We start from the raw sequence: 26,313 nt of genomic DNA on the forward strand, positions 1-26,313 counted from the left end.
AGCGTTTAGGAATCAAAAGATCTGATATTTGATGTGGATCAAATCGTTCTCAAATACAGTGGTGGCAGAAACGCTTTTCAGTGCAGTATTTGAATTGAAGTTGCCAAACAAAGGGATTTCATCACCGAGCAGAGTTGGTGCTTGGGTGAGAGTCGTTTCATCGTTCACTCCCAAATTCAGGCAACAAGGGGGGATTTATCGTCTTCTAGAGTTTCTGTTAACAGCATATGTTGGCGACTAAAAAGGATATGAACTCTCATAGACGCCGCCTATCCCAACCATCCATCTTTTCGATTATCCAGTGTTCATGCATTTGAGTAAGCTTTCTTCATGTTAAATCAGTTGGTTAAGACGCAGATGAATCAGAAGAAAGCTTTAGTCGTTGAAGGTGGCGCGATGCGCGGTATTTTTGCCAGTGGCGTGCTGGATGCCTTCATGGAGGATGATTTCAACCCATACGATATGGCGGTTGGTGTTTCTGCCGGGGCTTCAAATTTATTGGGCTATCTGGCGCATCAGCCAAAGCGCAGTTACCGGGTGATCACTCAACTGGCAACGGACAAGCGCTTTTTTAATCCGGCCCGTTTTCTGCGGGGTGGGAATCTACTGGATGTGAAATGGCTGGTGGAAGAGTCCATGCGACTTTACCCGTTGGATTCGACCAAACTGTTCGGAAAAACGAAATTCATTGCGGCGGCGACCAACATCCAGACGGGTCAGGCAGATTATTATCATGTGAACCCTGACAACATCAGTGATGTGATCGAAGCGACAAGTGCCCTGCCATTGGCGTATAAAGCCACACCATGTTTTTCCGGCGGCTGCTATACCGATGGCGGTGTTGCCGATTCTATTCCGGTTCGCGAGGCTTATCGTCGCGGTGCGCGGGATATCACGGTCATTCTGTCTCATCCACTGAGTTATCAGATGAAACCGACCCGGCATCCCTGGATATTACAAAAGCTCTTTGCACGCCAGCCGCAGATTGCTGAAGCCATGCTCAAGCGTGCAGAAAACTACAATGCATCACTGGCATTTATCCGGAATCCTCCGGAAGATGCGACAATTCGAGTGATCGCACCGTCAGAGAACTTTAGCGTCAAACGCCTGAGCATGCGGAAATCCACTTTGGATGAAGGCTACCAGATGGGACTCACCGAAGGGATGCTGCATATCCATCGCCGTTTATCACTCAATGGCTCACATGATAAAGAGTGCCACTTTTGTGTGTCACAGCGCTGAAAAGTGCTGAATCCCCCAAAAAGTGATCCTCTCTGAATGTGACACTGGCAATTTTCATTGGGATGATTTTTAATCGTGCAGAAATTACCCATGTTGAAAGATGGCCTGAGGGGGGATCATGAATACTTTCGTTTCAGTCGCTTGGCTTGCAGAAAGGCAATCTCAGGCGCAGCTTGTGATTTTAGATGCCTCGATGGAAAGTATCGGCGGAGATAACTCGGGGATGACTACGCGAAAATACATTCCGGGGGCACTGTTATTTGACTTGCACGGCCAGTTTTCTGATCTGACGTCTCCCTTGCCGCATACAGCGCCGGGCCCGGATGCTTTTCACAAAGCAGTGGACCAACTGGGCATTCAGCCGGACGATACCGTGGTGATTTATGATGCTAAAGGCATTTACTCAGCCCCGCGAGCCTGGTGGCTGTTTCGGTTGATGGGACATGAGCGCGTCTTTGTTCTCGATGGCGGATTACCTCAGTGGCAATTGGCGGGTCTGCCGGTTGCGGATGCGCCTTCGGTCCCCAAACCGGGCAACCGCTGGCAAGGGGAACAAGGGCGCCATTGGATTGCGGACTGGCAAAATGTGGCGCGATGGGCAGGACAACCGGGGTTCCATCTGATCGATGTTCGTGCCGCGGATCGCTTTTCAGGGTTGAAGCCAGAACCTCGTCCTGAGCTGCGAAGTGGGCACATGCCTCATGCCGTGAATCTTCCGTTTACTGAACTGCTTGAGGCCGGGCAGTACAAACCGCTTGAAGAACTTCGGGCCATATTTGCTGCCCTGAAGATTGAAACATCCGATCGGCTTTGTTTTAGCTGTGGCTCCGGGGTAACCGCCTGCATTGGCTTGTTGGCAGCAGCAGCGTGCGGATACACGAATCTGGCGATCTATGATGGTTCATGGGCAGAGTGGGGGCAGCGAACGGACTTACCAGTCGCCTGAAGCCCGTTCGCTGAGTGAGGGGGTGTTAAGAAACGACCTGATAGGCCTGAATCTTTGGTAGTTTCAGGGAAATCAGTGTCGTGAGAGCCAGAAAAGCAAACGACACCCAGAGGCAGGCCGAGAGTCCTGCTATTTGAAAGACCCAGCCAGACAGCACTGTGCCGATCAACCGTCCCATGGCATTGGCCATGTAGTAGAAGCCGACATCCAGCGACACGCCATCGTCTTTGGCATAGCTGACAATCAGGTATGAATGCAGTGAGGAGTTCACGGCAAAGACTGCGCCAAAAATCATCAGGCCGACAACAATCACCAGTTCTGGCTGCCACTGAACCTGAACACCATAGGCAATGGCTGCCGTGATCACTGCCAGCAATATAGCCCAGCGGGTCGCGGCCTGACCGTCCGGCACTTTGCCCTGAGCTTTTCCGGTGAGTTTCGGGGCGAAGCCCTGGACAAAGCCATAGGCCATCACCCAGGCAGCCATAAAACCGCCGACAGCGCTGTGATTCCAGCCGAAGACGGAGCCGAGGTAGACTGGCAACGCAACCACAAACCACACATCGCGGGCACCGAACAGGAACATCCGGGCCGCAGATAAAATGTTCACGCTTTCTGATTTGGAGAACATCTCAGCGAATTTGGGTTTGTTCTTGGCTTTTCCCATCTCCGCTTTTAGCGTGATGAGACTGCTGATAAACACTACTGCAAGCACACCGGCCATGGCCATGACAGCATTCTGGAAGCCCATGAGACTCAGGAGCAGGCCGCCCAGAAAAAATCCGGCACCTTTGAGGGTGTTTTTGGAGCCGGTCATCAGCGCAACCCACTGATACAGTGCGCTTTGTTTGTTGTCTGGCACCAGTGTTTTAATCGCACTTTTGGCACTCATTTTATTGAGATCTTTGGCGATCCCCGAGAGTGCCTGAGCAGCCATCACCCAGGGAATCGTCAGCATCGGGTTTGGAACGGCCAGCATCAGCAGAGCGACAATCTGCATCCCGAGTCCGATATTCATGGTTCGGTTCAGACCGAGTCTGGCGCCGAGCCAGCCCCCGACCAGATTGGTGACCACGCCAAAAAATTCATAAAACAGAAACAGGGAGGCGATGGCGAGTGTCGAATAACCGAGGTCATAGAAATACAGCACAACCAGCATTCGCAGTGCGCCGTCTGTAACCGTGAAGTTCCAATAGTTGAAAGTGACCAGCATATACTGGCGAACCGGTTGGCTGAATTGAGCAAAGTACTTGGCAAACATAGACACGACACTCTTGAATAGTCGCCGCGCCCGAGCGTGTCAGGAAACGGCGATGTTGTGATTATGCGGGTGACGCAACCTGACGGATGTAATCGACCTGAATGGCTTTGGTAAAGGCGCCGGGACGCAGCGCCTGAACGTCTGCAATGATTCGGTCCAGTGGCCAGCCTTGCGCTAAGAGCAGGTGGGCTGCCAGTAATCCAGTCCGGCCTGAGCCGCCCATACAATGCAGGGCAATCTTGCCGCCTTCTTCAATCATAGTATGCAACTGCGGGCTGGCCGCCTGCCATTGGGCCGCGAAGTCTGCTCCGGGCGCTGCATCGTCTTCGATCGGGGTGTGTGCCCACAGCATACTGGCCTGCGCCACAAGCTGGCCCAGTCCAGCGACATCTTTCTCTGCCATTTCCTGTGCGTTGATGGCGGTGACCACAGCACGCACACCCTGAGCTTTCAGTTGTGCGAGGCTTTCGGCCAGTGGCACGCCTTTGGTGCCGGGACAGGGTGTCAGCACCAGTGCACTTTGAGCATTCACGGGTAAAGTCCAGGTTGGATGAATCATGGTCGTGCTCCTGATGCCTGTCCGACTTTACGCACCAGCTCGGCGGTGCGGGTGGCGTAGCCCATTTCGTTGTCATACCAGGCGTAGATTTTCACCATGCGTTTGCCAACGACCATGGTCGACAGCGCATCGACTATGGTAGAACGCTGATCGCCCTTGTAATCAATCGACACCAGTGGGCGGTCTTCATAACCCAGAATGCCCTGAAGCTCACCCTGAGCGGCTTCTTTGAGCAGAGCGTTGACTTCTTCGGCGGTCGTGTCGCGATTCACATCAAAAATGATGTCCGTCAGGGAAGCGTTGGCCAGCGGGACGCGAACAGCATGACCGTTAATTTTTCCTTTCAGTTCCGGGAAAATTTCAACGATGGCAGAGGCTGAGCCTGTGGTGGTCGGGATCAGGCTCATGCCACAGGCGCGAGCGCGGCGCAGATCTTTATGGGGCGCATCCAGAATCGTCTGTGTGTTGGTCAGATCGTGAATGGTGGTGAAAGCGGATTGCTCGATGCCCAGTTTTTCATGGATGACTTTTACCACAGGTGCAATGCAGTTGGTGGTGCAGGAAGCTGCAGTCACAATGCGATGCTGCGCCGGGTCAAAGATATGATCGTTCACACCCACCACAATATTGGCGATACCGGCTTCTTTCACAGGCGCTGAAACGACGACACGCTGAACGCCCTGCGCCAGATATTTGTTCAGAAGCTCTGTCTTGCGGTGTTTGCCGGTGGCTTCAATGACGACATCACAGCCCGACCAGTCGATGGCGTCGATGTCTTTTTCCTGCGTCGCGGTGATGGCTTTACCATTGATCAGGATCTGGTTGCCTTCTGAAGTCACTTCATGGTGCCAGCGGCCTTGAACGGAATCGAATTCAAGCAGATGGGCGAGCGTTGCAGCATCGCCGGCAACATCATTGATCTGAACAAATTCCAGCTCTGGCCAGTCAAACGCTGCACGCAGAGCCAAACGGCCAATGCGGCCAAAACCATTGATACCTACTTTGATTGTCATTGTCTCTTCCTACAAAAATCAGGTGAATTATTGGCAGCACACCGGTCGCTGCTTCATGTCTGCTAACCGATCACTGTCTTGCTGATATTCCTGTTCAAGGCAGTTTGAATCGACCAGTCCGTAAATCTGTTTTCGCATCCAACCGGGCAAATCATCGGTTAACCGGTAAAAAACCCACTGGCCTTGCCGCACATCCACCAGTAACCCACTGGCTCGCATGACGGCCAGATGGCGCGACATCTTTGGCTGGCTCACCTGCAACGCTTCGGTCAGTTCCGCAACGCACAGACACTGTTCTTTCACGATGAGCCGAATACAACGCACTCGGGTTTCATCAGCCAGCAGCTTAAAAAATTGATGGGGAAGCATGCTTATAACCATATTCGAATTTCCGTATATCTTAGCTTTGTTGATGAAGAGATCAATGTGATTCCTGTCGGTGTCATGAAATATTCACATTGAATGCTGCAGCAGGCCAAGTGGTTTTTGTATCACGGGTGTTTTGTGCTGGATCCTTCATCAACGATATCCCTCAGTTGAGAAGAGAGGGATGAAGATATGACGGGTCGAAGCCAGTATGTTCCTGCCGTGAAACGAACTGGCGAGGAACATACCGGCGTTAAAACGGGCAGCTATTGATGTGTTGGGGCTGGGTATGTTTTTTTCATGCGCAGCGCAACATTGACCAAAGCAATCAGCACAGGGACTTCGACCAGCGGCCCGATTACACCCGCAAATGCCTGATCGGAATTCAGGCCAAAGACCGTAATCGCGACTGCAATGGCCAGCTCGAAGTTATTCCCCGATGAGGTAAACGCAATCGAGGTGTTCTGATCGTAGGGCAGGCCCATTTTCTTTCCGGCCCAGAAACTGACAAAGAACATCACCAGAAAGTAGATCACCAGCGGCAGTGCCACGCGCAGGACATCCATTGGCAGCTCAAAGATCATGTCGCCTTTCAGGCTGAACATCAGCACGATGGTGCCGAGCAGCGCAATCAGTGTTATCGGAGAAATTCGGGGAATAAAGACTTGGGTATACCAGGTTTCACCTTTCAGCCGGACCAGAATTTTTCGGCTCAGGAAACCAGCCAGAAAGGGGATGCCCAGGTAGATCAATACGCTCTGCGCGATATCCAGCATGGTGATATCAACGACAAAACCACTGTAGCCGAAGTATGGTGGCAGTACGGTAATAAACAGCCAGGCCATGAAACTGTAGGTCAATATCTGGAATGCGCTGTTTAATGCAACCAGCATTGCACCGTATTCTTTATTGCCGCCACTGATGTCATTCCAGACCAGTACCATGGCAATGCAGCGGGCCAGTCCGATCAAAATGATTCCGGTCATATAGCCCGGCTCGTCACCCAGAAAGAGCAGGGCGAGACCAAACATCAGGATTGGACCAACCAGCCAGTTCATCACGAGCGATAAAGTGATTGCACGCTTGTCGCGGGTGGCTTGTCCCAGTAACTGATAATTCACTTTCGCCAGCGGTGGGTACATCATGAGAATTAATCCGATGGCCAGTGGGATGTTGGTATTGCCAACGGTCATCGCTTCATTGATTTCAGCAATGCCGGGAAAAGTAACGCCAAGGGCGATCCCTGCCGCCATGGCAAGAAAAATCCAGATGGTTAGATAGCGATCCAGAAAACTCATTTTACTGCTTTTCTTCAGCGGGATTGTCGCTTCTTGATTCATGATGACGGACTCTGTTGATGATGGAAGGCTTGACCTGAATCAGCGTTGACCCGTCCGGTTCTCAGGGATGAGCAGGAATGGTGCAACGAGAATTCAGGTGAATATATGAATATTCGAATTCGCGTATATGTTAGCGCTGTGGCCGGAAAGATCAAGTGACACGAAAGGGGGATCATCAAGAGTTCATGGTGTGGGAAACGGTGTGAAATAAATCGGCCCACAGAATGTGGGCCGAGAGCGGTGTGTCAGAGACCTGGATCCGGTTGTTCAACCGAACTGATGGTACAAATGGAGGCAAGTGGTGGCAGTGCCGCGAGACAGCTGATATTGATCGCGTTTTCACTGGCGTGGTTCGTGCCGGAGATCAACGCGCTTGAAGTGACTTTCTCATTCGACAGAACGCCAGCTTTCAGCGTCACCAGACCGTCTGTGTTCACGGAAAGCAGCGCATGCTCAGTGGCCTGATAGGTCACGATACTGTTATCCAGCACCAGGCTGCTGCCGTCAGAGAAGTAGGCTCGGGTGTACACATCGAAGATGCTGTCACCCAGCAGCTGGATAGCCAGCTGGCCCAGATGGTCGGATTCAATACGCACCCGATCCAGCAGTGCTGCGGTCACATTCAGTGTAGCCGTCTGATTGGAGCCCTGATAGTTCCCGCTGATGTTCACCGAACCCTCAGATAGACCCTGAACCAGACCATCTGTAACGGTGGCAATCGCGGTATTGCTGCTCAGCCAGCTCACCAGACTGGTGACATCCTGCGTTGAGCCATCCGAGAATGTCGCAATGGCTTGCAATTGCTGGGACAGGCCATTGGCCAGATCCAGAACCGCTGGCGTGATATCCAGATTGGTCAGCGTTGCAGGCGTAACTTCCAGGTTCACCAGATTACTCGTGAATGTCAGATACTGCGCAACGATATCCGTGGTGCCCTGTGCCAGCGACTGAACCAGACCGTCTGCGTTGATGGTGGCGACATTCCAGTCACTGCTGCTCCAGCTGACCAGATGGGTCACATCCTGTGTGCTGCCGTCGCTGAAGGTTGCGATGGCTTCAAACAGTTGGGTGGTGCCGTTGGCAATGCTGGAAGTCAGCGGTGTAATTTCCAGCGCATTCAGAATCGCATCGGTCACGGTCAGTGAATGATCCGCACTGTCGACCCCTTGCAGGTGGGCTGAAATGACGGTTGTTCCTTTGGCAACGCCTTGAACCAGACCAGCAACAGAAACAGTCGCAACAGCATTATCGCCGCTCTGCCAGTTGGCTTGGTCGGTAATGTCGATCAGGCTGCCGTCCGAGAAAAGCGCAGTCGCTTTAAATTGCTGTGTTGTGCCGTTGGCAATGGTCGCCAAGAGTGGTTCAACCGCAATCGAGACGACGCTGGCCGCAGTGACCTGAACGTTCGCCACGTTACTGGTCATGCCCATGAATTCAGCCGAGATGGTCGCCGTTCCTTCCGCCAGTGCATGTACTGCACCCGTCAGGACAACATTGGCAACTGCAGTATCACTGGAAGACCAGCTCACCAGATTGGTGACGTCTTGCGTGGTGTTATTCGAGAAAGACGCAATCGCTTTAAACGCTTTTGAGGTGCCTTTGGCAAGATTGAGGTTGCCCGGGGTGACTTGCAGACCGTCAACGGTCGCGTTGGTAATCGTGATCAGCAGACCATTACTGGTTTTGCCGTCCAGTGTTGCTGTAATGGTCACTGTACCGATGCTCAGTGTCGCCAGAAGACCAGAATCAGAAACCGTGGCCAGCAAAACATCATTACTATCCCAGGTGACCTGAGCCGTCAGATCCTGCGTGGTGCCATCTGAGAAGTGACCAATCACTTTCAGTTGTTGCTTTGTACCAAGTGCCAGAGACAAACCCGATGTCGTCAAATCGAGAGAAACAAGGGAAGCATTCGTCACAGTTAAATCAGCGATGTTACCGGTGACTTCTTCAAACACACCACTGATTTCAGCCGTACCCGCCGTATTGGCCGTCACTTTACCACTGGCATCAATGCTTGCAACGCCCGGCGCACTGCTGCTCCAGTTCACTTGCGGGGTGACGTCTTCACGGGTGCCGTCGTGGTAGAAAGCCAGTGCTGTAAACTGAACCTCAGTGCCTGCCGCGACCGATTCAACGGCGGGCGTGATTTGCAGCTGTTTGAGGGTATGGCCGCCAAAAACAGTGATCACCAGACCACCGACATTCACGCCGCCAAAATCACAGTCAATGGTGGCATCGCCAGCAGCAATTGCTTCGATCACACCCTGTTCTTTCACCGTTGCGATGTTGGCGTTGGCGCTCACACAGGCAGCCTGTGCGGTCACATCGACGGTGTTGTTATCGCTGTAGGTTGCTTCTACAACGAAATTCAGTAAGTTGCCTGCTTCTACCGTATTTGAACTGGGGATGATGTTCAGCGCACTGATGGATTTCCCCCCTTTGTCGTCAAGACCTGTACCTGTACCGTCCTTTTGATTTGGCATGCCGCTGCCATCACCACCACAGCCTGCTACGGTGAGCACCAGTACCATGAAGAAATATCCCAGCCATTTTCGTATACTTTGGCAAAATTCAAGTTTCATTGGATTGCCTTCCTTGTAAATTGAGGTGAGGTCAGTACGACGCGACGGTTCATCGCACGGTTCTCCGGTGTGTCATTACTGACCAGAGGTTTCGTTTCTCCAAACGCTTCGTAGCTGATTCGGTCAGGGGTGATTCCCTGTTGTTCGAAGTAATTCACAACACTTTGCGCCCTGCGTTCAGAGAGCTGCATGTTGTATTTATCCGATCCGACGTTATCGGTATGGGTTTCAACGCGGACCAAGGATTCGGGGTATTGTGTCAGGTGCTTCAGCATCGGCTGGAAGGCAGCAATCATGTCCGGGCGAAGCTTGGCTGAATTGAATTCGAAAATGGCGTTTGACTGTGTACCGTCGACTTTCAGCGTGAAGGTTTCCAGAATAATGGGCTCTGGAGCCGGCTCGGGCTCAGGTTCGACGATGACAGGTTGCGGATCGGCGGAGAAACGGTAACTGATCCCCAGCATCAGGGTGTGCAGATCTGCACCGGATGTTTTTTCATCGCCGACATTGTTTGCAAACTGATAGCTCAGGCCGGTCCGCCAGCGGGGCGTGAAGTCCCAATCGATGCCGACGCCCACAACCGGGGAAAACCCATCATCATCGTTTGAAACTGTCTCTCCAACCTCTTGACCATCGGTGGAAACATGCCAGGCCAGCACGCCAGCTTTCCCCACCAGCGAAACCACATCGGAAACCGGATATCGGTAACCCAGCGTTGCGGTCAGGCCGAGCACATCGGCTTCATAGTCAGCCCCGACGCTTGGATCGGCAACGGCTGGATATGTCGCGTCAACCTGGCCGTAATAGTCGTAACCGACTTCAACTTCCCAGTTGGGTGTCCAGGCATAGTTATAGAAAAGGCCGCCGCCAATGATGTCTTTATCACACTTGGTGTACTGACTTTCACATGCACCGTCGGCATGGGTGAAATCAGCCCGCAGGCCAATCCGGTGATCTGCCGCGTTCGCGCTGGCAATACTGAAAGTGCTGGCTAAAAGCCAAGCAGCAGGCAAACAAATGCGCTGATTCATCCTTGTTCATCCTCGTCCATGAATATCAATAAAAAGGCAAGCAAATCCTGAGAAGTTCTTGTGGTACAACGTTGCCTAGAACTCAAAATAGTACAAGGATCACAGCTGTGCGAATCAGTTTTCATCTGTTCGAATTAATACTGTGATGACAATGTTGTCAATTTGGATTCATATGGAGGTGAATGCTGGGGAAGCCCCGTGATTCAAGGGAGGATGCGCTGCAAACGAATTCATTTCTTGTGAAGAACAGGATCTTTCGCTGCTCATTTGCAGGTGTTCACTGAGTCTGTATGAATCATATAACGATCAAGAAATGTCGATCTGTCTCATAGTTAAGACAGTTATGTCTGTTTTTTTGATTGTTGGATTGAGAGATACGGGCGGGATAAAAAACACCCCGCATGAATGATGCGGGGTGGGTCTGACGGTCAGAGTGACGATCAGTGCATGTTGTCGTGACCCATAGATTCATGATCCATGTGTTCATGGTCCATCGCTTGATGGCTGGCCATGTTGTAATCTGCTTTTTCAACTTTCACTTCAACTTCAACTTTTCCGGCATGCTGGAAATACAGTGTCAGCGGGAAGGTTTCACCCAGCTTTGGTACGGATTTCAGGTTGAACATCATGACATGATAGCCGCCAGGCTTGAGCATCTGCGTTGCGTGTGCCGCGACCTGAACATCTTTGACCTGACGCATCTTCATCATGCCGTTTTCGTGAGCGTGTTCGTGCAGTTCCACTTTTCCGGCTATCGGGGATTCAGCACGCAGCAGCGTGTCAGCCTGATCGCCGTGGTTTTCAACCGAGAAAAAGGCCGCCGCCACGGAAGACATCGGTGGGACTTCTTTGGACCAGGGATGATCAATATGCAGCTGGCCCGCTTCAAACTCGTGTGCGCTGGCCAGACCTGTGGTGAATAAAGCAGTGGCCATCAGCAGTGATTTCAGTGTTTTCATCATAAATCTCCATGTAAATTCATTTTATTGTTCGGTGACGGATTGAAATAACTCGGCAACGAAACGGGCGGAGACTGCTTGGGGCCGTACAATTCGTACAGTTTGTTATTGGCTGGCAGCCATTCAGAGACAGGCCCCCCGCGCATGATCATCTGAAAGGCGAAAAAGAGCCTGCCGAAGAGATCGTGATCAAACTGGACCGGTTGTAGCGGGCTGAGCAGCGGACAGTGGGTTTGCCACTGCGTTGTATTGTGGCTGGACTCCTGTGCCTTGAAGTCGGACACCGAGACCCACTGAAGGCCATGCACGGTACAGATCAGCACTTTCTCACCGGTGAGCCAGTGTTGTCTGCGCTGATGGAAATCCGGATTCACGACGACAATGGCCGACAGAAAGTTCAGCCATAACAGCGACGCCAGAATGAACAGGATCATTCCGTGGCGTTGTCTGACTGAAAAGCTGGCGTTTGTCATAGGAACGGATGTGTGATGAAAGAAAGGGGCATCTTAGCAGATGCATATCGTATTCTGTAACACATTGAGTCACTGAAGAAACAAAAAGAAACCCAGTGGGTGATGTCGATCTCACAGGTTGGGACCACGGGCACCAAAATAAGCAATTGGTTGAATTTTCAGGGCGAGGGTGATTGAATAATCTCCCGCATTGCCAAGGAGATGATGGCGTGAAGATTACGATTCTGGACGATTATCAGGATGTTGTTCGCACCCTGCCTTGTTTTTCTTTACTGAATGACCATGAGGTCACCATTCATAACACGCCTGCAGCGAATGATGCTGAATTGATTGCCAGACTTCAGGATCAGGATGTTCTGGTACTGATTCGTGAAAGAACCGAGATTCGGGCGGCATTACTTCGGCAATTACCTCAGCTGAAACTGATCAGCCAGACCGGAAAAGTCAGCAATCATCTTGATGTACCCGCCTGTACGGCACACCAGGTCGCAGTGGCTGAAGGGGTGGGTTCTCCGGTTGCGCCCACTGAACTTTGCTGGGCGCTGATCATGGCTGCGAGTCGGCACTTACTGCCTTATGGAGAGCGCCTTCAGCAAGGGCAATGGCAGCAATCCGGTTCGCTCGGTCTGGGCCGGGTGCTGCATGGCCGGACGATGGGCATCTGGGGATTTGGCAAAATAGGTCAGCGAATTGCAGCAATCGCCAGCGCGTTCGGCATGCAAGTCGTGGTGTGGGGCAGTGAGACCTCCAGACAAGCAGCGGCCAGCCAGGGTTATCAGGCGGCCGGATCCAAAGCAGAATTCTTTTCCGGTGTGGATGTCTTATCGCTTCACTTGCGGCTCAACACGCATACCCAAGCCTGTGTGACGGCTGATGATCTGGCGCTGATGAAACCGGATGCTTTGTTTGTGAATACCAGCCGTGCGGAACTGGTGGCGCCGGGGGCGCTGGTGGCAGCCCTTCGTCTGGGAAGACCGGGCTTTGCGGCGGTCGATGTTTATGAACAGGAACCCGCAACACCGGCGAACGAGCCTTTGCTGACGATGCCGAATGTGTTGTGTACGCCCCACCTTGGGTTTGTGGAACAAGACAGCTATACGTTGTATTTCGAGAAAGCGTTTGAGAATGTCGTCAATTACGCAAACGGTCAGCCCACGGGGATCGCAAATGAATCCGTGCTGATGACGGCACGTCATTGCGGCGCAGCGCAAGTCAGCTCATTGAAGGAAGAAAGATGACTAAACAACAGGTTGTATTGATCACCGGTTCCAGCCGGGGGATCGGCGCGGCAACAGCAATTCAATTGGCATCGCAGGGGGTGAATCTATGCGTGAACTACCGCACAGAGCAGGAAGCTGCGGAGAAAATTGTCCATCGTGCCCGTAAATATGGTGTGAATGCTGTGTCGGTTCAGGCCGATGTATCCAATGAAGGTGAAGTGATGCGGCTGTTTGAAGTCGTCGATAATGAACTGGGCGCGATCACGGGGCTGGTGAATAATGCCGGGATATTAATGCAGCAGATGCCGGTGTTGCAGATGTCTGCAGAACGGATCAATGCCATCATGCAAACGAATGTCACCAGTTGTTTTCTGTGTTGCCGCGAAGCGATTCGTCGTATGGCTTATTCTCAGGGCGGGCAGGGGGGATCCATTGTGAATGTCTCTTCTGCGGCATCGCGCACCGGTGCCCCGTTTGAATATGTGGATTATGCGGCTTCAAAAGGCGCAATGGATACGATGACGCGGGGGCTATCGCTTGAAGTTGCGAGCGAAGGGATCCGTGTGAACGGCGTTCGGCCCGGCTTTATTTATACGGATATGCACGCTTCCGGTGGTGAACCCGACAGAATCGAACGGCTGAAATCTGCCATTCCTATGCAGCGTGGCGGCACGGCAGAAGAAGTCGCAGAAGCGATCTGTTGGCTGCTGTCGGAGCAGGCTTCTTATTCAACCGGATCTTTCATTGATTTGGCGGGTGGGCGCTGAGTCCCCCCGAATTTTGCTGGCTGGTTACTGAAACGGTTTTAACCCGGATGACGGTATTTTCGTTCCGGGCGGCCAACACTGCCGTAAGAGACTTCAGCGGTGAGTTCATCGGTGCTGACCAGGTATTCCAGATAACGTCTGGCTGTGGTCCGGCTGGCGCCGATTTTATGCCCGACTTGCTCGGCATTCAGATGGATGCCGGGCTCGGTAAACACGTTGCGGATCTTATCCAGCGTCAGGCCGTCGATCCCTTTCGGCAGACGAGGCGAGGAAGGGTTGACGGGTTGGGACGTGCCCGTTGTTTCTGATGTCGGCGACTGTAACAGCCCGTCGACATCGCTTTGGACCAGAGAGTCCATATCCGAGAGTTTGTTCAGGTGGGCACTGTAATTGAATAAGGCAGATTGCAAGCGTTCAAAAACCACAGGTTTGAGGATGTAATCAAAGATCCCGCTGCGCATGGCGGCTCGGAGTGTTTCCACTTCCGTTGCGGCAGTCACCAGAATCACGTCAGTATGGCAATCTTCTGCCCGCATTTCTCTTAACAGTTCGAGGCCGGTTCCGGTCGGAAACTGGTTATCCAGCAACAGGAGTTGCGGTTGAAAGACGTCAATCAGATCCCGGGCTTCGGCCAGCCCATGAGCAATGCCAACCACTTGATATCCTGGGGTTTTTTCTACAAAACGGCGTTGTATTTCCGCAATTTGCGGATCATCTTCAGCAATGACTACAGAGATAGGTGCTGTCATTGTTGCTCCTTACTTCCATGTCCTGAGCTGCCAGTGCGGCGCAGTGATTTTGGGATATAAACGGTGAAACGGCTGCCGCTAGGCTCGGCGGGCTCCACAGTAATCAGACCGCCGAGGTGTGTGGTCAGTTGCTTCACTAAATGAAGACCGATGCCATGCCCTTCTTTATTCTTGGTGGTGTAGCCGCGGGTAAAGATTTTATCTTCATCCTCCGGTGGAATCCCCGGCCCCTGATCATTGACCTCGAAGATCAGCTCTTTACCTAAATCACTCATGCTGATTGTGACGACTCCGCCCGGACCATGTTCGTGCAAGGTGGCTTCCAGTGCATTATCAATCAGATTGCCGAGGATGCTGACCAACTGCTCCCGCGGCAGGGCAGGCGGGATATCGGACATCTGGCTGTCTTCTTCAATCCTGAGTTCAAGATTGAGTTCACGGGCCCGGTTGTATTTGCCGAGCAGGCAGCCAGCCAGAATACTGTCTGAAGTGGCGCGCATAATGGTTTGAATAAAGCTCTGGTGGCTGGAGGTTTCCTGTCCGATCACATTCAGCGCCTGTTCAATGGCGCCAATTTGAATCAGACCGGCAATCGTATGAAGCTTGTTATTGTATTCATGGGACTGACTTCTCAAACTGTCTGCATATTGCTGAATTCGTGTCAGTTTCCGGCTGACCAGATCCACTTCGTTTTTGAGCCGGAAACTGGAAACTACGCCATTGACCACGCCGTTCTGAACCAGAGGGAAACGGTTGGCGATCAGGTTGTGGTCATGGAGCCAGATTTCCTTATCGAAATGATGTTCGCCGCTTTCCAGCACATCCAGCATGCCGTTATCCGGCAGGACGTCGGTGATGTGACGACCAATATATTCTTCGTCTTCCGGTAGTTGCAGTGTTTTGATTGCGGCATGGTTGAAGGTGGTGATGATGCCGCGCTGGTTGATCGCCACAATGCCTTCCCGCACGGTTTCCAGCGTCGCGTTTCGTTCCTGAAAGGTTCGGCCAATCTGCTCGGGTTCGAGATTAAAAATCGCTTTGCGGAAGTGATTGGCGAACCATAAAGCGGTCAGCACACTGAAGAGGAGCGCTAAGGTAATCGCGACAATCATGGATAATTGATGACGGCTGACAATACGGTCGACTTCAGTCAGCAGATACCCCACAGAGATGATACCGATGATTTGAGTGCCGTCGGCACTGAATACCGGCGCTTTTCCGCGGATCGACCAGCCGATGCTGCCTTTATCCAGTGCGACGTAAGACTGCCCCTGAATCAGGGCTTTACTGTTGTCGTCGGTGTCATCGTCCGACATGGATTTCCCCAGCCGTTGCGGGTTCAGGTGGGCGAGTCGGATGCCCTGGCTGTCACCAATCACTACAAACCTGGCCTGAGCCGCCTGAGCCAGTTTCAGACTCAGCGGCAGCAGAAAAGCGCTGTCTTTTTCTGAAACGGCGCGGATGACATCCGGAGATGAAGCGATGGTCTGCGCGACCCGCATCGCTTGCTGACCAATTTGTTCATGTAACACTTTGTCGAGGTACTGGATCGTGAAGTGACCCAGGGCACCCGTCTGTAAAATCGCAATGAATCCCAGAATGAGTACCATCCTGGTTTTGAGTCGGAAATGACGTAAAGACAACAGCTTAGCCATAATCAGGTGAGTTCCGTCCACCAAAGTAACACCAGTGCGACAGTGTACCGTCAGTGGTCTGAAAATGCTGTGAACAATATGAACTTAATACACTTTAAGCCCGATATTCACATTATTTTTACAATCTTTTCATGTTTGTGCAGGTGTCATAACTTCAATCTGTCTACAAGCAATATCAGAGCCTGAACCGCGAACCCGTCTCTCTGATGAACAGGGTTGACGGAGCAATCATGCAGTGAGCGGTGAATCAGGCCAGGGCAATGGAACCCAGTCTAATAACGAGGAAAAGGTATGTTTACTCAGTTGATGACCCGCAAGCGTGTGTCTGTACTCGCAGCTATCATGGCTTCAGCAATGTCGATGAGTGCTCAGGCAAAAGTCGATTCAATTCATTTTCTGGTACCGGGCGGTGCTGGTGGTGGCTGGGACAGCACTGCACGAGGCACAGGTGAAGTGCTGAAGGAGACCGATCTGGTCGACACGATTTCTTACGAGAATATGTCTGGCGGCGGTGGTGGTAAAGCGATCGCTTACCTGATCAAAACCGCAGAGCAATCCACAGATACCCTGATGGTAAACTCGACCCCGATTGTTATCCGCTCTCTGTCTAAAGTTTTTCCGCAATCTTTCCGTGATCTGACCCCGGTTGCAGCCACTGTGGGCGATTACGCGGCATTCGTGGTTCCGGCGAAATCCAAATACACCAGCTTCACTGAAATTGTGAATGACTATAACAAAGATCCAAGCAGCATCACGGTTGCTGGCGGCTCTGCACGGGGCAGCATGGATCATCTGGTTGCTGCACTGGCGTTTAAAGCGGGTGGCGGTGAGCCACGTCGTTTGAAGTACTTGGCCTATGACGCGGGTGGTAAAGCGATGGCGGGTTTGCTGTCTGGTGAAACCACACTGTTGTCGACCGGTCTGAGTGAAGCACTGACGCTGGCAGACGCGGGTGAAATCCGGATTTTGGCGATGACAGGCGACAAACGTTCTCCTTCTGCGCCTGAAGTACCAACCCTGCAGGAACTGGGTTATGACGCGACTTTCGTGAACTGGCGTGGCTTCTTTGCTGCACCGGGCATCAGCGAAGAGAAAGCGGATGAATTCGCCGACGTGCTGGGCAAAATGTACGGCACAGCGGAGTGGAACAAAGTTCGTGACCGTTATGGCTGGACTGAAATCTACAAGCCACGTAAAGAGTTCGTTTCCTTCCTGTCTCAGCAGGAAAAAGAAATCGGCGACCTGATGCGTGAACTTGGTTTCCTGAAGTAATCCCTGTCTGAATAACATTGTTGCGCACTGCCTGATCCCGGCAGTGCGCGTGGTAACAAACCGACCAGGGCGAATCAGGTCGGGTCTGATAGTGGTGAGGATGACCATGATGATTACGAAAGATCACATTGGTGGATTGGTATTTCTGTGCTTTTCCATCGCTTACGGATACTACGGCAGCGAGATTGTCTTATTTCCCGGAGATGAGTTTCAGCCCTTCCATGCGAAATCTCTGCCTCTGGCACTGGCCGGATTAGGTATTGTTTTTTCAGTGTGTCAACTCCTGACGGCGAGCCGCAGTGCGGATGACAAACTGAACCTGCAGGGACTGGATTTTGTCCTGATGGCCAAACTGCTGGTGCTGATGCTGATATTCGCAGCGGCGCTGGAATGGATTGGCTTCCTGCTCTCGACCATGATTTTCCTGGTCGGTGGATACTGGTTACTGGGCGAACGCCGTCCGAAAACCTTGTTTCTGGCGTCTGTACCATTTGCGGTGGGTTTCTGGGCTTTGCTGACCCAACTGCTTGATATCTATCTGGCGCCTGGCCGCCTCATCACAAACGTATTTGGGGGGTAATCTCATGTTTGATGGAATGATGACAGGGTTGAGCACCGCGATTATGCCGTTCAACCTGATGATGGTCGTCGTCGGCTGCTTTGCCGGCACCTTTATCGGCATGTTACCCGGTTTAGGCCCGATCTCAGCTATTGCGCTGATGATCCCGATTACCTACGGACTGGACCCGTCTTCAGGCATTATCCTGATGGCTGGTGTTTATTATGGTGCTGTCTTTGGTGGCTCCACATCTTCGATTCTGATTAATGCGCCGGGCTGTTCAAGCACCGTCGTGACTGCCTTTGATGGTTTTCCGCTGGCCCAGAAAAATCAGGCGGGTAAAGCACTGGCACTGGCAGCGTACTCCTCTTTCACTGGCGGCACCATTGGCGCCATCATCTTGCTGTTTGCCGCGCCTGCACTGGCCAAAGTGTCTCTGAGCTTCCAGTCGACCGACTATTTTGCCCTGATGATCCTGGGTCTGACGGCTGTCGCAGCGTTTTCCGGGAAAGGTCAGGTGCTCAAAGCCCTGATGATGACTGTCTTTGGCTTGATGATCTCCACCGTCGGGAACGACGTGATGACAGGGGTCCCACGCTTTACCTTCGACAATGTCGATTTGATCGACGGCATCAGCTTCCTGCTGCTGGCAATGGCAACCTTTGCACTGACTGAAGTGGTGATGACTGTCCTGCGCGGGGAACACAAGCGGGAAGACGACCAGATGGACATGAACAACCTCGGCAGCATGAAACTGAGCAAAGAGGAAGTGAAACATGTGGCGCCAACCGTGGGTCGTTCTTCTGTCTTCGGATTTCTGGTGGGGGTTCTGCCGGGTGCGGGTGCGACCATTGCCTCTTTCCTGAGCTACGGGATGGAGCGTAATCTGGCACCGAAAGCCGAGAAAGAGAAATTCGGTAAAGGTGCACTGCGTGGTCTGGCTGCACCGGAATCTGCCAATAATGCCGCATCGACCGGTTCCTTTGTGCCCTTGCTGACGTTGGGTATTCCGGGCTCCGGGACCACAGCTATCATGCTGGGTGCCCTGATTGCCTATGGTATTCAGCCGGGTCCGCGCCTGTTCATCGACAACCCGGATGTTTTCTGGTCGGTCATTATCTCGATGTATTTCGGTAATCTGGTGCTGCTGATTCTGAACCTGCCGCTGATTCCGTATATCTCGCGTCTGCTGGTGATTCCACGCCCGATTCTGATTCCGTTAATCCTGTTCTTCTCGATTACCGGGGTATATCTGGTGAGTTTCAACGCCTTTGACATTCAGTTGATGGTGCTGATTACCGTGGTTGCCACTTTCCTGAAGCTACTGAATTTCCCGATGGCGCCTATGCTGCTGGGCTTCATTCTGGGTGACATTCTGGAGAAAAACCTCAGCCGTTCACTGACCCTGTCTGATGGTTCTTTCTCCTTCCTGTGGGAGCGTCCGCTGACCCTCTCCATCATGATTCTGGCTGTTTTAGCCCTGATGCTGCCGCTGTTGAGCTGCTGGCGCGATAAGCGCAAGCTGGCTGCAAAAGCACAGGCACAAGAGGTGTAAAACAGCCGTCAACGTGTACTTTGCAACTAACGACAAAGGCAGTTCCGGCGGGAGCTGCCTTTTTATTTATGATGATTAAATCGTCACGAACGTAAAATTTGAAATTTTGATCTTTGTTCCTTCCCGCGAAAGCCTCCGCTTATAAACATTGTTGCGCAATTCCCCGGTTTGATATTCTGCGAATCAAGACTTGATTTGTGAATGAATGCTGAAATTTCAAGGTTTTGGCAGGCATTCACACTGGCTGTTCAATGCGCCCTCTCTTCAGAACCGCCAAAAAAATAACAAGAATCCTTCCAAGAAATTAAAGTAGTAGATTTCACATGTCGTCAAAGAAATATCATTCAGATCAGGATACCGATCAAACGTCACCGAAGCGTAGCGTGAAAGCATATTATGCCCCTCTCACAGATTTGAACCCATATGTGGCGGAATGCCGGCCAACAGATGCAGAACCTGCTGAGCCAATGCCTGAGCACAAAATTGTGGTTGAACTGGCTGGCCAGTGGCCGTCAAACAGCGCGACACTCCGACTTGGAAAAACAGCCGAGCAATCGGTCAAAATTGCAAAACCTGCGCAAGATCCTGAAGCTGGACACCGAAGTCTGGCGGTATTTGAAGGGCTAATGGAAGAGCCCAGAAATTTATATCTATCCTTGTCCCGAGAAAATGTATCTGAGCCACTCGATTTGCTCTTGGCCAAAGCACTGGAGCCTGTCGAGAAAGGTACCAAAAAAGAGGAATGGGATAATGTGCTGGTGCCAATCCGCGCACTTGTTTATCTCGGAGACACACAAGATAAAGCCCATGTTGCCGATCTGAAAGGCGGATACCTTTACATATTCTGGAAAGGTAAAGTCTGGCGCGAACTGGAAATTACCTCGGAAGGATATTACCGGGATATTGATATTGCCTATTACCGAAGCCGGGCTGGCTACAGTGATGCGCATGAAGTCCGTAAAGCCGATGGTTTTTCACTGCCCCAGTTCTGGGTGCCTTATAAAATTCAGGGAGATTACCAGCAAAGTACGGAAGGGGTGAAAATCCTGTTTTCTCCGACACAAATGACCATCCCGCAATTAGATGAGCTGGAACAGAAAACGGATAGTCTGGCACAAATCTCATCGACCCTGGATGAACTCTCTGTTTATTCCAAAACGCAGGGGTTAGAGATTCATGATCAGGTTGCGGCGATTGATTCCGCTGAGGTTGCCTCTGAGCATCTCTCCAGCAAGAAATCCTGGTTGGATGGCCAGGCTCGCGTGCTGAAAAAACTGCATGACTCAAAAACCGCTGTGGTTTATTTGAAGGAGCCGCTGGCGGATTCGCCGAAGTTTGAATATGCCGTTGAACTGGCGTGTACTGAAGAAACGTTTAATGCGCTCAAACTCGATGAAGCCATTGTTGTTGCGCCAACCGCTGCAGAAACCGAAACGGAAGTGTTGCAACCAACCATCAGTCAGGATGCACTGATTTTTGTATCACGGCTTCGGGTGAATGAAGCGAAAACCGTTCAGGTGAAAAGCGGTCAGGTTGCCTTGAGCACCTCGATTGACGGAGTGATGCCCGATCCAATTGAAACTCACACTGCAAAGGATGGCTTTATTCCGGTGCAACTGGCGGTTGAAGTCGGGCACCGTTTGGCGCTGCCAACGATCGGTTATTATTACCACTTCATGGCGGATGCACTGCTTCACGAGTATAAAATCACAGGTGATGAAGAGAACTGGCACTATCAGGCGACGAAGTCGAACGCTGAATCCCTGACCGATGACGTGCTGGATGACCGTGAACTCAATGCAGTGATTCTGCCCTGGAAGATTCAGAATGAGCCTGCGAAACGTCAGCACTTGCTTTACAGCCCTCACAAACTCACGCTGAACGATCTGAAGCAGATGGATGGTGAATGGCTGGATGAACATGCCACCTTACTGGATCTGGATGCCATGATGGCGGCTGGGAAGCAGGCGCAGACAGAAGCAGTGCAATATCAGCGGGAAGGCCAGCTTTACACGATTCAGAAGGGCGACACGCTGACTGCGATAGCAAAAGCGCATGGCATTACGCTGGATGTCGTCCTGACGCTGAATCCTGATTATCAGGTTGGCGACCGTCAGGATCATATTTATCCGGGTGAGACTCTTATTTTACCTGTTGATGAATCTCACGAAGCGCAAGAAATTACCTCCACCCATGTCGACTACATGACGGTGAAGCAGGATGCGAGTGTCGATGAAGTCGCAGCGCTGGCAGGACTCGATACGGCTACGCTGCTGGCATACAACCCGTATCTTCAGAGTCTGGACCCTACCGATGTCGTCATGGCTGAAGACGTGGTGATTGTGAACAAAACAGAATCGCAATCACCAGACACGCGCACGCATGAAGTCAAAGCCATTCATGATGCTTTGGGCCATGAAAGCCTGAGCAGTATCGCAGCGCTCTACGATCAGCCCCCGCAAAAACTGGCCGAAATCAACGGATTGGATCTGTCTGATCCGCAGTTTACGTTACAGGTAGGTCAGGTTCTGAAGATCGACCCACCACATCCGCAAGCAGAAGGCGTGCAGCGAAACACGTATCCGGCAGTCCTTGTTGAAGATTACAATCTGGCGGAAAACATGGTGTATCACTATGCGCAGCCGAAGATTAGTGCTCAATTCGCTCCGATTCACCATGCAAGTGTTCTGGCCCCCAAAGCGACAGTCGTTCGGGTGGCTTCGCTGACAACGGCTGCAGATATTCAAACGATTAAACTGTGTTTGGGCCGCTACGCGTTGGATGAAGTGGATGCACCTTATAATCAGGCCTTGGTGCTTGAACAAAAGCAAGGAAAGCACCCCATTGATGTCGCGCTGAGTGAAAAATATGCGGTGAAACCGCATCCGTTAGCCAAAGAAACAGCGCACAGTTTAACGATTCGCCAGATCCGTGACGGTTATGTTTATGTCTATTACGCAGCGGTCAACTCCCATGTTGCAGCCCGTTACCCGCACGCTGGTGAATTACATGAGTTTCGCTATGCCGATGGCCTGTTTGAATACAATGACGAAACAACCCCATACTTGCCATGTCACAGCCTGAATGGTTGGGCATATATTGTTTTCTCAGAGCGGGAATGGACTGAAAAACAGCGCAACCAGTTTCAGCAGGATCCAGAGTTCCGCCGTGCTTTGGCCAAAAACACAGGCGCTGTTTATGATTTCAATCAGCGACTGGTTAGTGCCAAAGGAGAAGAAGAAGTCTTCACCGACTTACCTGTATTGGTTTCAGATATTGATGCTGGCCCTGCAAATCAAGATCACCGGTTTTCCGATACCACCACACCAACGCATCAGTCGGATACCGAGAATTGACCCGGCACCAATGATCAAGAGACTAACGCAGAGAAAGAGCATTTCACGCCGGTTTTGTCTAACCAAGCCTATCTCGACACCATTGACCCGGAAACGCCTCACCATGCGGACATTCTGATCCTTGAAGATGGTATTGCCCTCGCAGAAGACAGCCTGAAACTCACTATTCTCGCTAATGATCTGCGTATTCAATGGCAGGAGAAAAACTTACCGGAACTGAATCTGGCGAAAGCCGTCGGGGATTTTTGTAACCCTAAGATTTTGCCAGATAATCCATTGGCAAAAGAGCTGGAAGGTCAGGAATTACTTCAGGTAAAAATAACAAAAGCCATGATAGATGAGATGGACTTTTTGGCCGAAACAAGAAGTAGTCTCGTGGATGTTGATAAAATAGAAGATGAATTCAGGAAAAAGGGTTATGAACCGAATTTGAGCTATTTCACACGACTCAATAGTTATGTTAAAAAGTTAGGTTTAGAAACAAAAGACCCTTTCAATATAAAAAAGAATAAATTTGTTGAACAATTTGACAAAACAATAAAATGGCGGTCTCGAATTCGTTTAGAAGATGTCAATGAAGTAATCGTGAGACATACTGAATCCAAAGTTGCATATGATTCTTGGGTTCAATATTTAGCAAAATGCTCTTTTATTGTGTTAAACACTTTGGGGATAGCACCACAATACTTTAATTTTGATATTGAATCTGAAGAAAGTGTGGAAGAGTTAATTTTCTTTACAACCACCTATCAATTTTTCCTTGATATGACATTAGGAAATGAACAGCAGGCAGAACATAGAAAGCAATTCGAAACAAATCAGTCACTCATAAATATCATAGGTGGTTTGTACTATGTAGGAAATCAAAACTGGAAGGATAAGCTTGAAGAGTATGTCAGCTTGTTTATTCATGATGGACCTAACTTCACATATAACAAATTGATATCAATGGGTTATAGTGAGGAACAGACGAATAAACTCATTGATGAAGCTCATACTTGGCATTTTCAGCGTTCATATGCTGATCAATCAGCGCTGACCGTCGGTGCGGCAAGCCTTGGAAAACTGTTTGATCGCAGTAATTTTTCTGGTATGGGTCATTTTTTCAGATTTATTGATAAACCGCTACAAATGCTAAAGGATGTTATTAATCAGCATGTGCTTGATGATATAGTTCTTTCTGTTAATAAAATTTTCAGTCAAAGCTTGTTTGCACAGTTGCAAAACGAACTGAAGCTACCGGATGATAGTTACACACCGAAAAGAAATGTATTGATGCGTTGTTTAGGTGCGATGTATTCAGTTGATATTAGCTTAGGTTATATATACCTTCCTAAAGAGTACCAAGAAGAGTTTGCCAGATTAGAAGAGTTGAAAAAGAAAGAAATATCCAAATTGCAAGAGTTGGAAAATAGCAAGCAAAAAGTAAAAAATGTTACTAAGAAAGCCAAAGCAAATGATATTAGGGATATTAATGCTAAACAGTCACTTCTATTAAAGACATATTCTGAAGAACCAGGAAGGATATTGCCTTCAATACTGACTGATAGTTTTGAAGAAGTTAAAAATTATGGATCCCAAGGATTGGATATGTTTGCGATAATTTTTAATACACTTGCTGTGGTTGAAGATTACCATAATATACTATCTAAGAATCAGGAAATATCAGAAAAGGATAAGTTAACACTTGCCTACCGCATGTTATGGTTAACAGACTCGATATTTACAATTAAAAAAGGATGTTATGAAGCAGAAGCAAGAGCGATGCTGAATAATTTTAAAAAAAGTGGACTAAAAAAAGGTTTTCGCACTAAGTCCGTTTTAGATAAATTAAAAACCGGGAACCTATATAAGGCATGGTGGAATACTAAATACATATCAGAAAGCAGCGGGACAAGATACGCCTTACAACGAGCTGTTTTTAGTAATATAGTTGGTAATGTTTCGTTAATATTAGCCAGTATATTTGAAACATATCAGATAATTAAATACGATTTTATGGAGGCAAAAGGACAGGGTAGAATAATTAACTTAATAAAAGCAGGCTCAACAGCCATGCAATCTTTCTCAGGGTTAGCTCAGCTTTTAAGTTTTGGTGGACTAGCTATACCAATTTGGGCTACAGCGGGAATAGCGATTGTCGCGGGACTGATTTATGCAATGTGTACAGCTTACTTGAACTTTATTCGAGATGATGATGTTTCTGATTGGTTAATCAGGACGCCTTGGGTACATGATGATTATGTTGATCATGATAAATTTATATTCAACTATGATGAAGATGGATACCAAAAGGCATTAGAGGCTTTTGCACGATTAAAAAATAAACCGACCGTTTATTTTCAACCAACGATTGCGTATAAATTGTCACCATATAATGTCCATTTAGGCTACCCATTGAGTCGCGCAACCGGTTTTTGGCTGATGATTGATTTTCCATCAGAACTAAACCAAGAGAATGTAAGAATTGATGTAGCATGGTATAGTAGTGATACAGATGAGTTTGAATTAATTCAGGTTAATGAGAGAGATGATTTGTATCCTGATTGGATCAATAATAGACGTCCGTTTAGTAAATGGGTTTCTGCAAATAGTGCTTACCTCCCATCAACCCCGTTATATCAAGGGGAGTACGCAGATACATGGTTGGAAACTAATACAATGAATGAAGTATACAGGTTTTGGTTAAAACAGCCAAAAAATAATGTTTTTGACTCGATCTTATTATTGGTTTGTTATCCTGATGACTTGAATAAGGACATAAATGTGATAGATTCAGTACGACCTCATTGTTTTGATCTCAAGAGAATCGAAAAAGAAATTAAAGTGGTTGGTTCAGTGCCAGAGAAAGTGAAAGCAAAAGTGGAAACCTATGATAGTGCATTTGGTGATTCATTAAAAGAAATGTGTGATTCAGTTGTATATAAAAAAGTAATTAAATTTATTGATAACCATCATAGTAGTTTAATTTTGGTTGGTGGGGAGTAAGGTTATGGATAATTATAAAACTGCTTTATACAATTACAAAAAAGTTAGAAAAATAATTGATGCTAACACTGATCTTGATGACTATTCAGATAAAGAAAAAGAATGCATGAAGATTTATGCTGAAATCGTTAAGAGTGAACCTGCAATCATGGAGTGGGAGGTTGACTATTGGGGAAGATTTGGTAAATGGGGTATGCCATTAGTAACAGTTACATCGTTGATGCTTTGCCCATTATTTGTTTTTTATTTAATTATCGGTGAATTTATAGAATATTATGAGTCTTTTTTAGCTGTTGGGTTATGTGTTTTTCTACCTATAATTATGTTGATCTTAGGTGCTGAATGGTTTCCAGTCAGATACTATCAGAAAATCACTGCAACCGGTTTTTACTCCTATGGCGTGAAAACAGGCAGTGA

The 26,313-nt window shown here is 49.7% G+C and carries 21 protein-coding genes; 10 read left to right on the forward strand and 11 right to left on the reverse strand.

Translation table 11 applies throughout. The features are described 5' to 3' along the window. The first annotated feature begins 357 nt into the window (after positions 1-357). A complete protein-coding gene (locus Q4579_RS20650) occupies positions 358-1,242 on the forward strand; it encodes a patatin family protein (protein ID WP_303566690.1) in 885 nt (294 codons plus the stop codon). Between the two features lie 118 nt (positions 1,243-1,360). Continuing rightward, positions 1,361-2,188, forward strand: coding sequence for a sulfurtransferase (locus tag Q4579_RS20655; RefSeq protein WP_303566691.1), 828 nt, complete (start codon positions 1,361-1,363; stop codon positions 2,186-2,188). 25 nt (positions 2,189-2,213) lie between these two features. Here the strand turns inward: Q4579_RS20655 and arsJ are convergent, their stop codons facing one another. The 9 genes from arsJ to Q4579_RS20700 all read right to left on the reverse strand — a co-directional run bounded on the left by arsJ (position 2,214) and on the right by Q4579_RS20700 (position 11,736). Next, positions 2,214-3,449 carry an organoarsenical effux MFS transporter ArsJ gene (gene arsJ, locus Q4579_RS20660; RefSeq protein WP_303566693.1) on the reverse strand — a complete coding sequence of 412 codons (1,236 nt, stop codon included), beginning with the start codon at positions 3,447-3,449 and terminating at the stop codon, positions 2,214-2,216. A 61-nt stretch (positions 3,450-3,510) separates the two neighbouring features. Further along, complete coding sequence (locus tag Q4579_RS20665; protein WP_303566695.1) at positions 3,511-4,008, reverse strand: tyrosine-protein phosphatase; 498 nt, start codon at positions 4,006-4,008, stop codon at positions 3,511-3,513. Then, complete coding sequence (locus Q4579_RS20670) at positions 4,005-5,021, reverse strand: ArsJ-associated glyceraldehyde-3-phosphate dehydrogenase (protein WP_303566696.1); 1,017 nt, start codon at positions 5,019-5,021, stop codon at positions 4,005-4,007. The genes Q4579_RS20665 and Q4579_RS20670 overlap by 4 nt, the downstream gene beginning before the upstream one ends. Before the next feature lie 27 nt (positions 5,022-5,048). Then, positions 5,049-5,390, reverse strand: coding sequence for a metalloregulator ArsR/SmtB family transcription factor (locus Q4579_RS20675; protein ID WP_211650816.1), 342 nt, complete (start codon positions 5,388-5,390; stop codon positions 5,049-5,051). A gap of 263 nt (positions 5,391-5,653) precedes the next feature. After that, entirely contained in the window at positions 5,654-6,727 is a 1,074-nt protein-coding gene (arsB, locus tag Q4579_RS20680; RefSeq protein WP_303566697.1) for an ACR3 family arsenite efflux transporter, read from the reverse strand. 245 nt (positions 6,728-6,972) lie between these two features. Beyond that, positions 6,973-9,312, reverse strand: coding sequence for an Ig-like domain-containing protein (locus tag Q4579_RS20685; RefSeq protein ID WP_303566698.1), 2,340 nt, complete (start codon positions 9,310-9,312; stop codon positions 6,973-6,975). Beyond that, entirely contained in the window at positions 9,309-10,343 is a 1,035-nt protein-coding gene (locus Q4579_RS20690) for an OmpA family protein (RefSeq protein ID WP_303566699.1), read from the reverse strand. Before Q4579_RS20690 ends, Q4579_RS20685 begins: the two co-directional genes overlap by 4 nt. A 440-nt stretch (positions 10,344-10,783) precedes the next feature. Beyond that, positions 10,784-11,302, reverse strand: a complete 519-nt coding sequence (locus Q4579_RS20695; protein WP_303566700.1) for a copper chaperone PCu(A)C — start codon at positions 11,300-11,302, stop codon at positions 10,784-10,786. After that, the gene (locus tag Q4579_RS20700) at positions 11,302-11,736 is read right to left on the reverse strand and encodes a hypothetical protein (RefSeq protein ID WP_303566701.1); all 435 of its coding nucleotides are present in this window, start codon (positions 11,734-11,736) and stop codon (positions 11,302-11,304) included. The genes Q4579_RS20695 and Q4579_RS20700 overlap by 1 nt, the downstream gene beginning before the upstream one ends. 248 nt (positions 11,737-11,984) lie before the next feature. Between Q4579_RS20700 and Q4579_RS20705 the strand changes: the two genes are divergently transcribed. After that, entirely contained in the window at positions 11,985-13,013 is a 1,029-nt protein-coding gene (locus Q4579_RS20705; protein WP_303566702.1) for a D-2-hydroxyacid dehydrogenase family protein, read from the forward strand. After that, on the forward strand, positions 13,010-13,762 hold the full coding sequence (locus tag Q4579_RS20710; protein ID WP_211650809.1) for an SDR family oxidoreductase: 753 nt from the start codon (positions 13,010-13,012) through the stop codon (positions 13,760-13,762). Before Q4579_RS20705 ends, Q4579_RS20710 begins: the two co-directional genes overlap by 4 nt. 38 nt (positions 13,763-13,800) lie before the next feature. Here the strand turns inward: Q4579_RS20710 and Q4579_RS20715 are convergent, their stop codons facing one another. Both Q4579_RS20715 and Q4579_RS20720 read right to left on the reverse strand, forming a co-directional pair. Beyond that, positions 13,801-14,511, reverse strand: a complete 711-nt coding sequence (locus Q4579_RS20715) for a response regulator (protein WP_303566705.1) — start codon at positions 14,509-14,511, stop codon at positions 13,801-13,803. After that, entirely contained in the window at positions 14,508-16,166 is a 1,659-nt protein-coding gene (locus Q4579_RS20720; RefSeq protein ID WP_303566706.1) for a sensor histidine kinase, read from the reverse strand. The genes Q4579_RS20715 and Q4579_RS20720 overlap by 4 nt, the downstream gene beginning before the upstream one ends. Positions 16,167-16,457: 291 nt before the next feature. Here Q4579_RS20720 and Q4579_RS20725 point away from each other — a divergent pair, with 291 nt between their 5' ends. The 6 genes from Q4579_RS20725 to Q4579_RS20750 form a co-directional block, all read left to right on the forward strand. Further along, positions 16,458-17,438 carry a tripartite tricarboxylate transporter substrate binding protein gene (locus tag Q4579_RS20725; RefSeq protein WP_211650807.1) on the forward strand — a complete coding sequence of 327 codons (981 nt, stop codon included), beginning with the start codon at positions 16,458-16,460 and terminating at the stop codon, positions 17,436-17,438. Positions 17,439-17,547: 109 nt separating this feature from the next. Continuing rightward, a complete protein-coding gene (locus Q4579_RS20730) occupies positions 17,548-18,018 on the forward strand; it encodes a tripartite tricarboxylate transporter TctB family protein (protein WP_303566707.1) in 471 nt (156 codons plus the stop codon). A gap of 4 nt (positions 18,019-18,022) precedes the next feature. Next, on the forward strand, positions 18,023-19,552 hold the full coding sequence (locus Q4579_RS20735; protein ID WP_303566708.1) for a tripartite tricarboxylate transporter permease: 1,530 nt from the start codon (positions 18,023-18,025) through the stop codon (positions 19,550-19,552). Positions 19,553-19,875: 323 nt separating this feature from the next. Next, positions 19,876-22,908: a LysM peptidoglycan-binding domain-containing protein gene (locus Q4579_RS20740; RefSeq protein WP_303566709.1), complete on the forward strand. Its 3,033-nt coding sequence runs from the start codon at positions 19,876-19,878 to the stop codon at positions 22,906-22,908. A 54-nt stretch (positions 22,909-22,962) separates the two neighbouring features. After that, positions 22,963-25,896, forward strand: a complete 2,934-nt coding sequence (locus Q4579_RS20745) for a hypothetical protein (RefSeq protein ID WP_303566710.1) — start codon at positions 22,963-22,965, stop codon at positions 25,894-25,896. Positions 25,897-25,900: 4 nt separating this feature from the next. After that, a partial coding sequence (locus Q4579_RS20750) for a hypothetical protein (RefSeq protein WP_303566712.1) occupies positions 25,901-26,313 on the forward strand: 413 nt, incomplete at its 3' end.

Source organism: Photobacterium sp. 1_MG-2023 (assembly GCF_030547945.1).
Lineage (GTDB): Bacteria > Pseudomonadota > Gammaproteobacteria > Enterobacterales > Vibrionaceae > Photobacterium.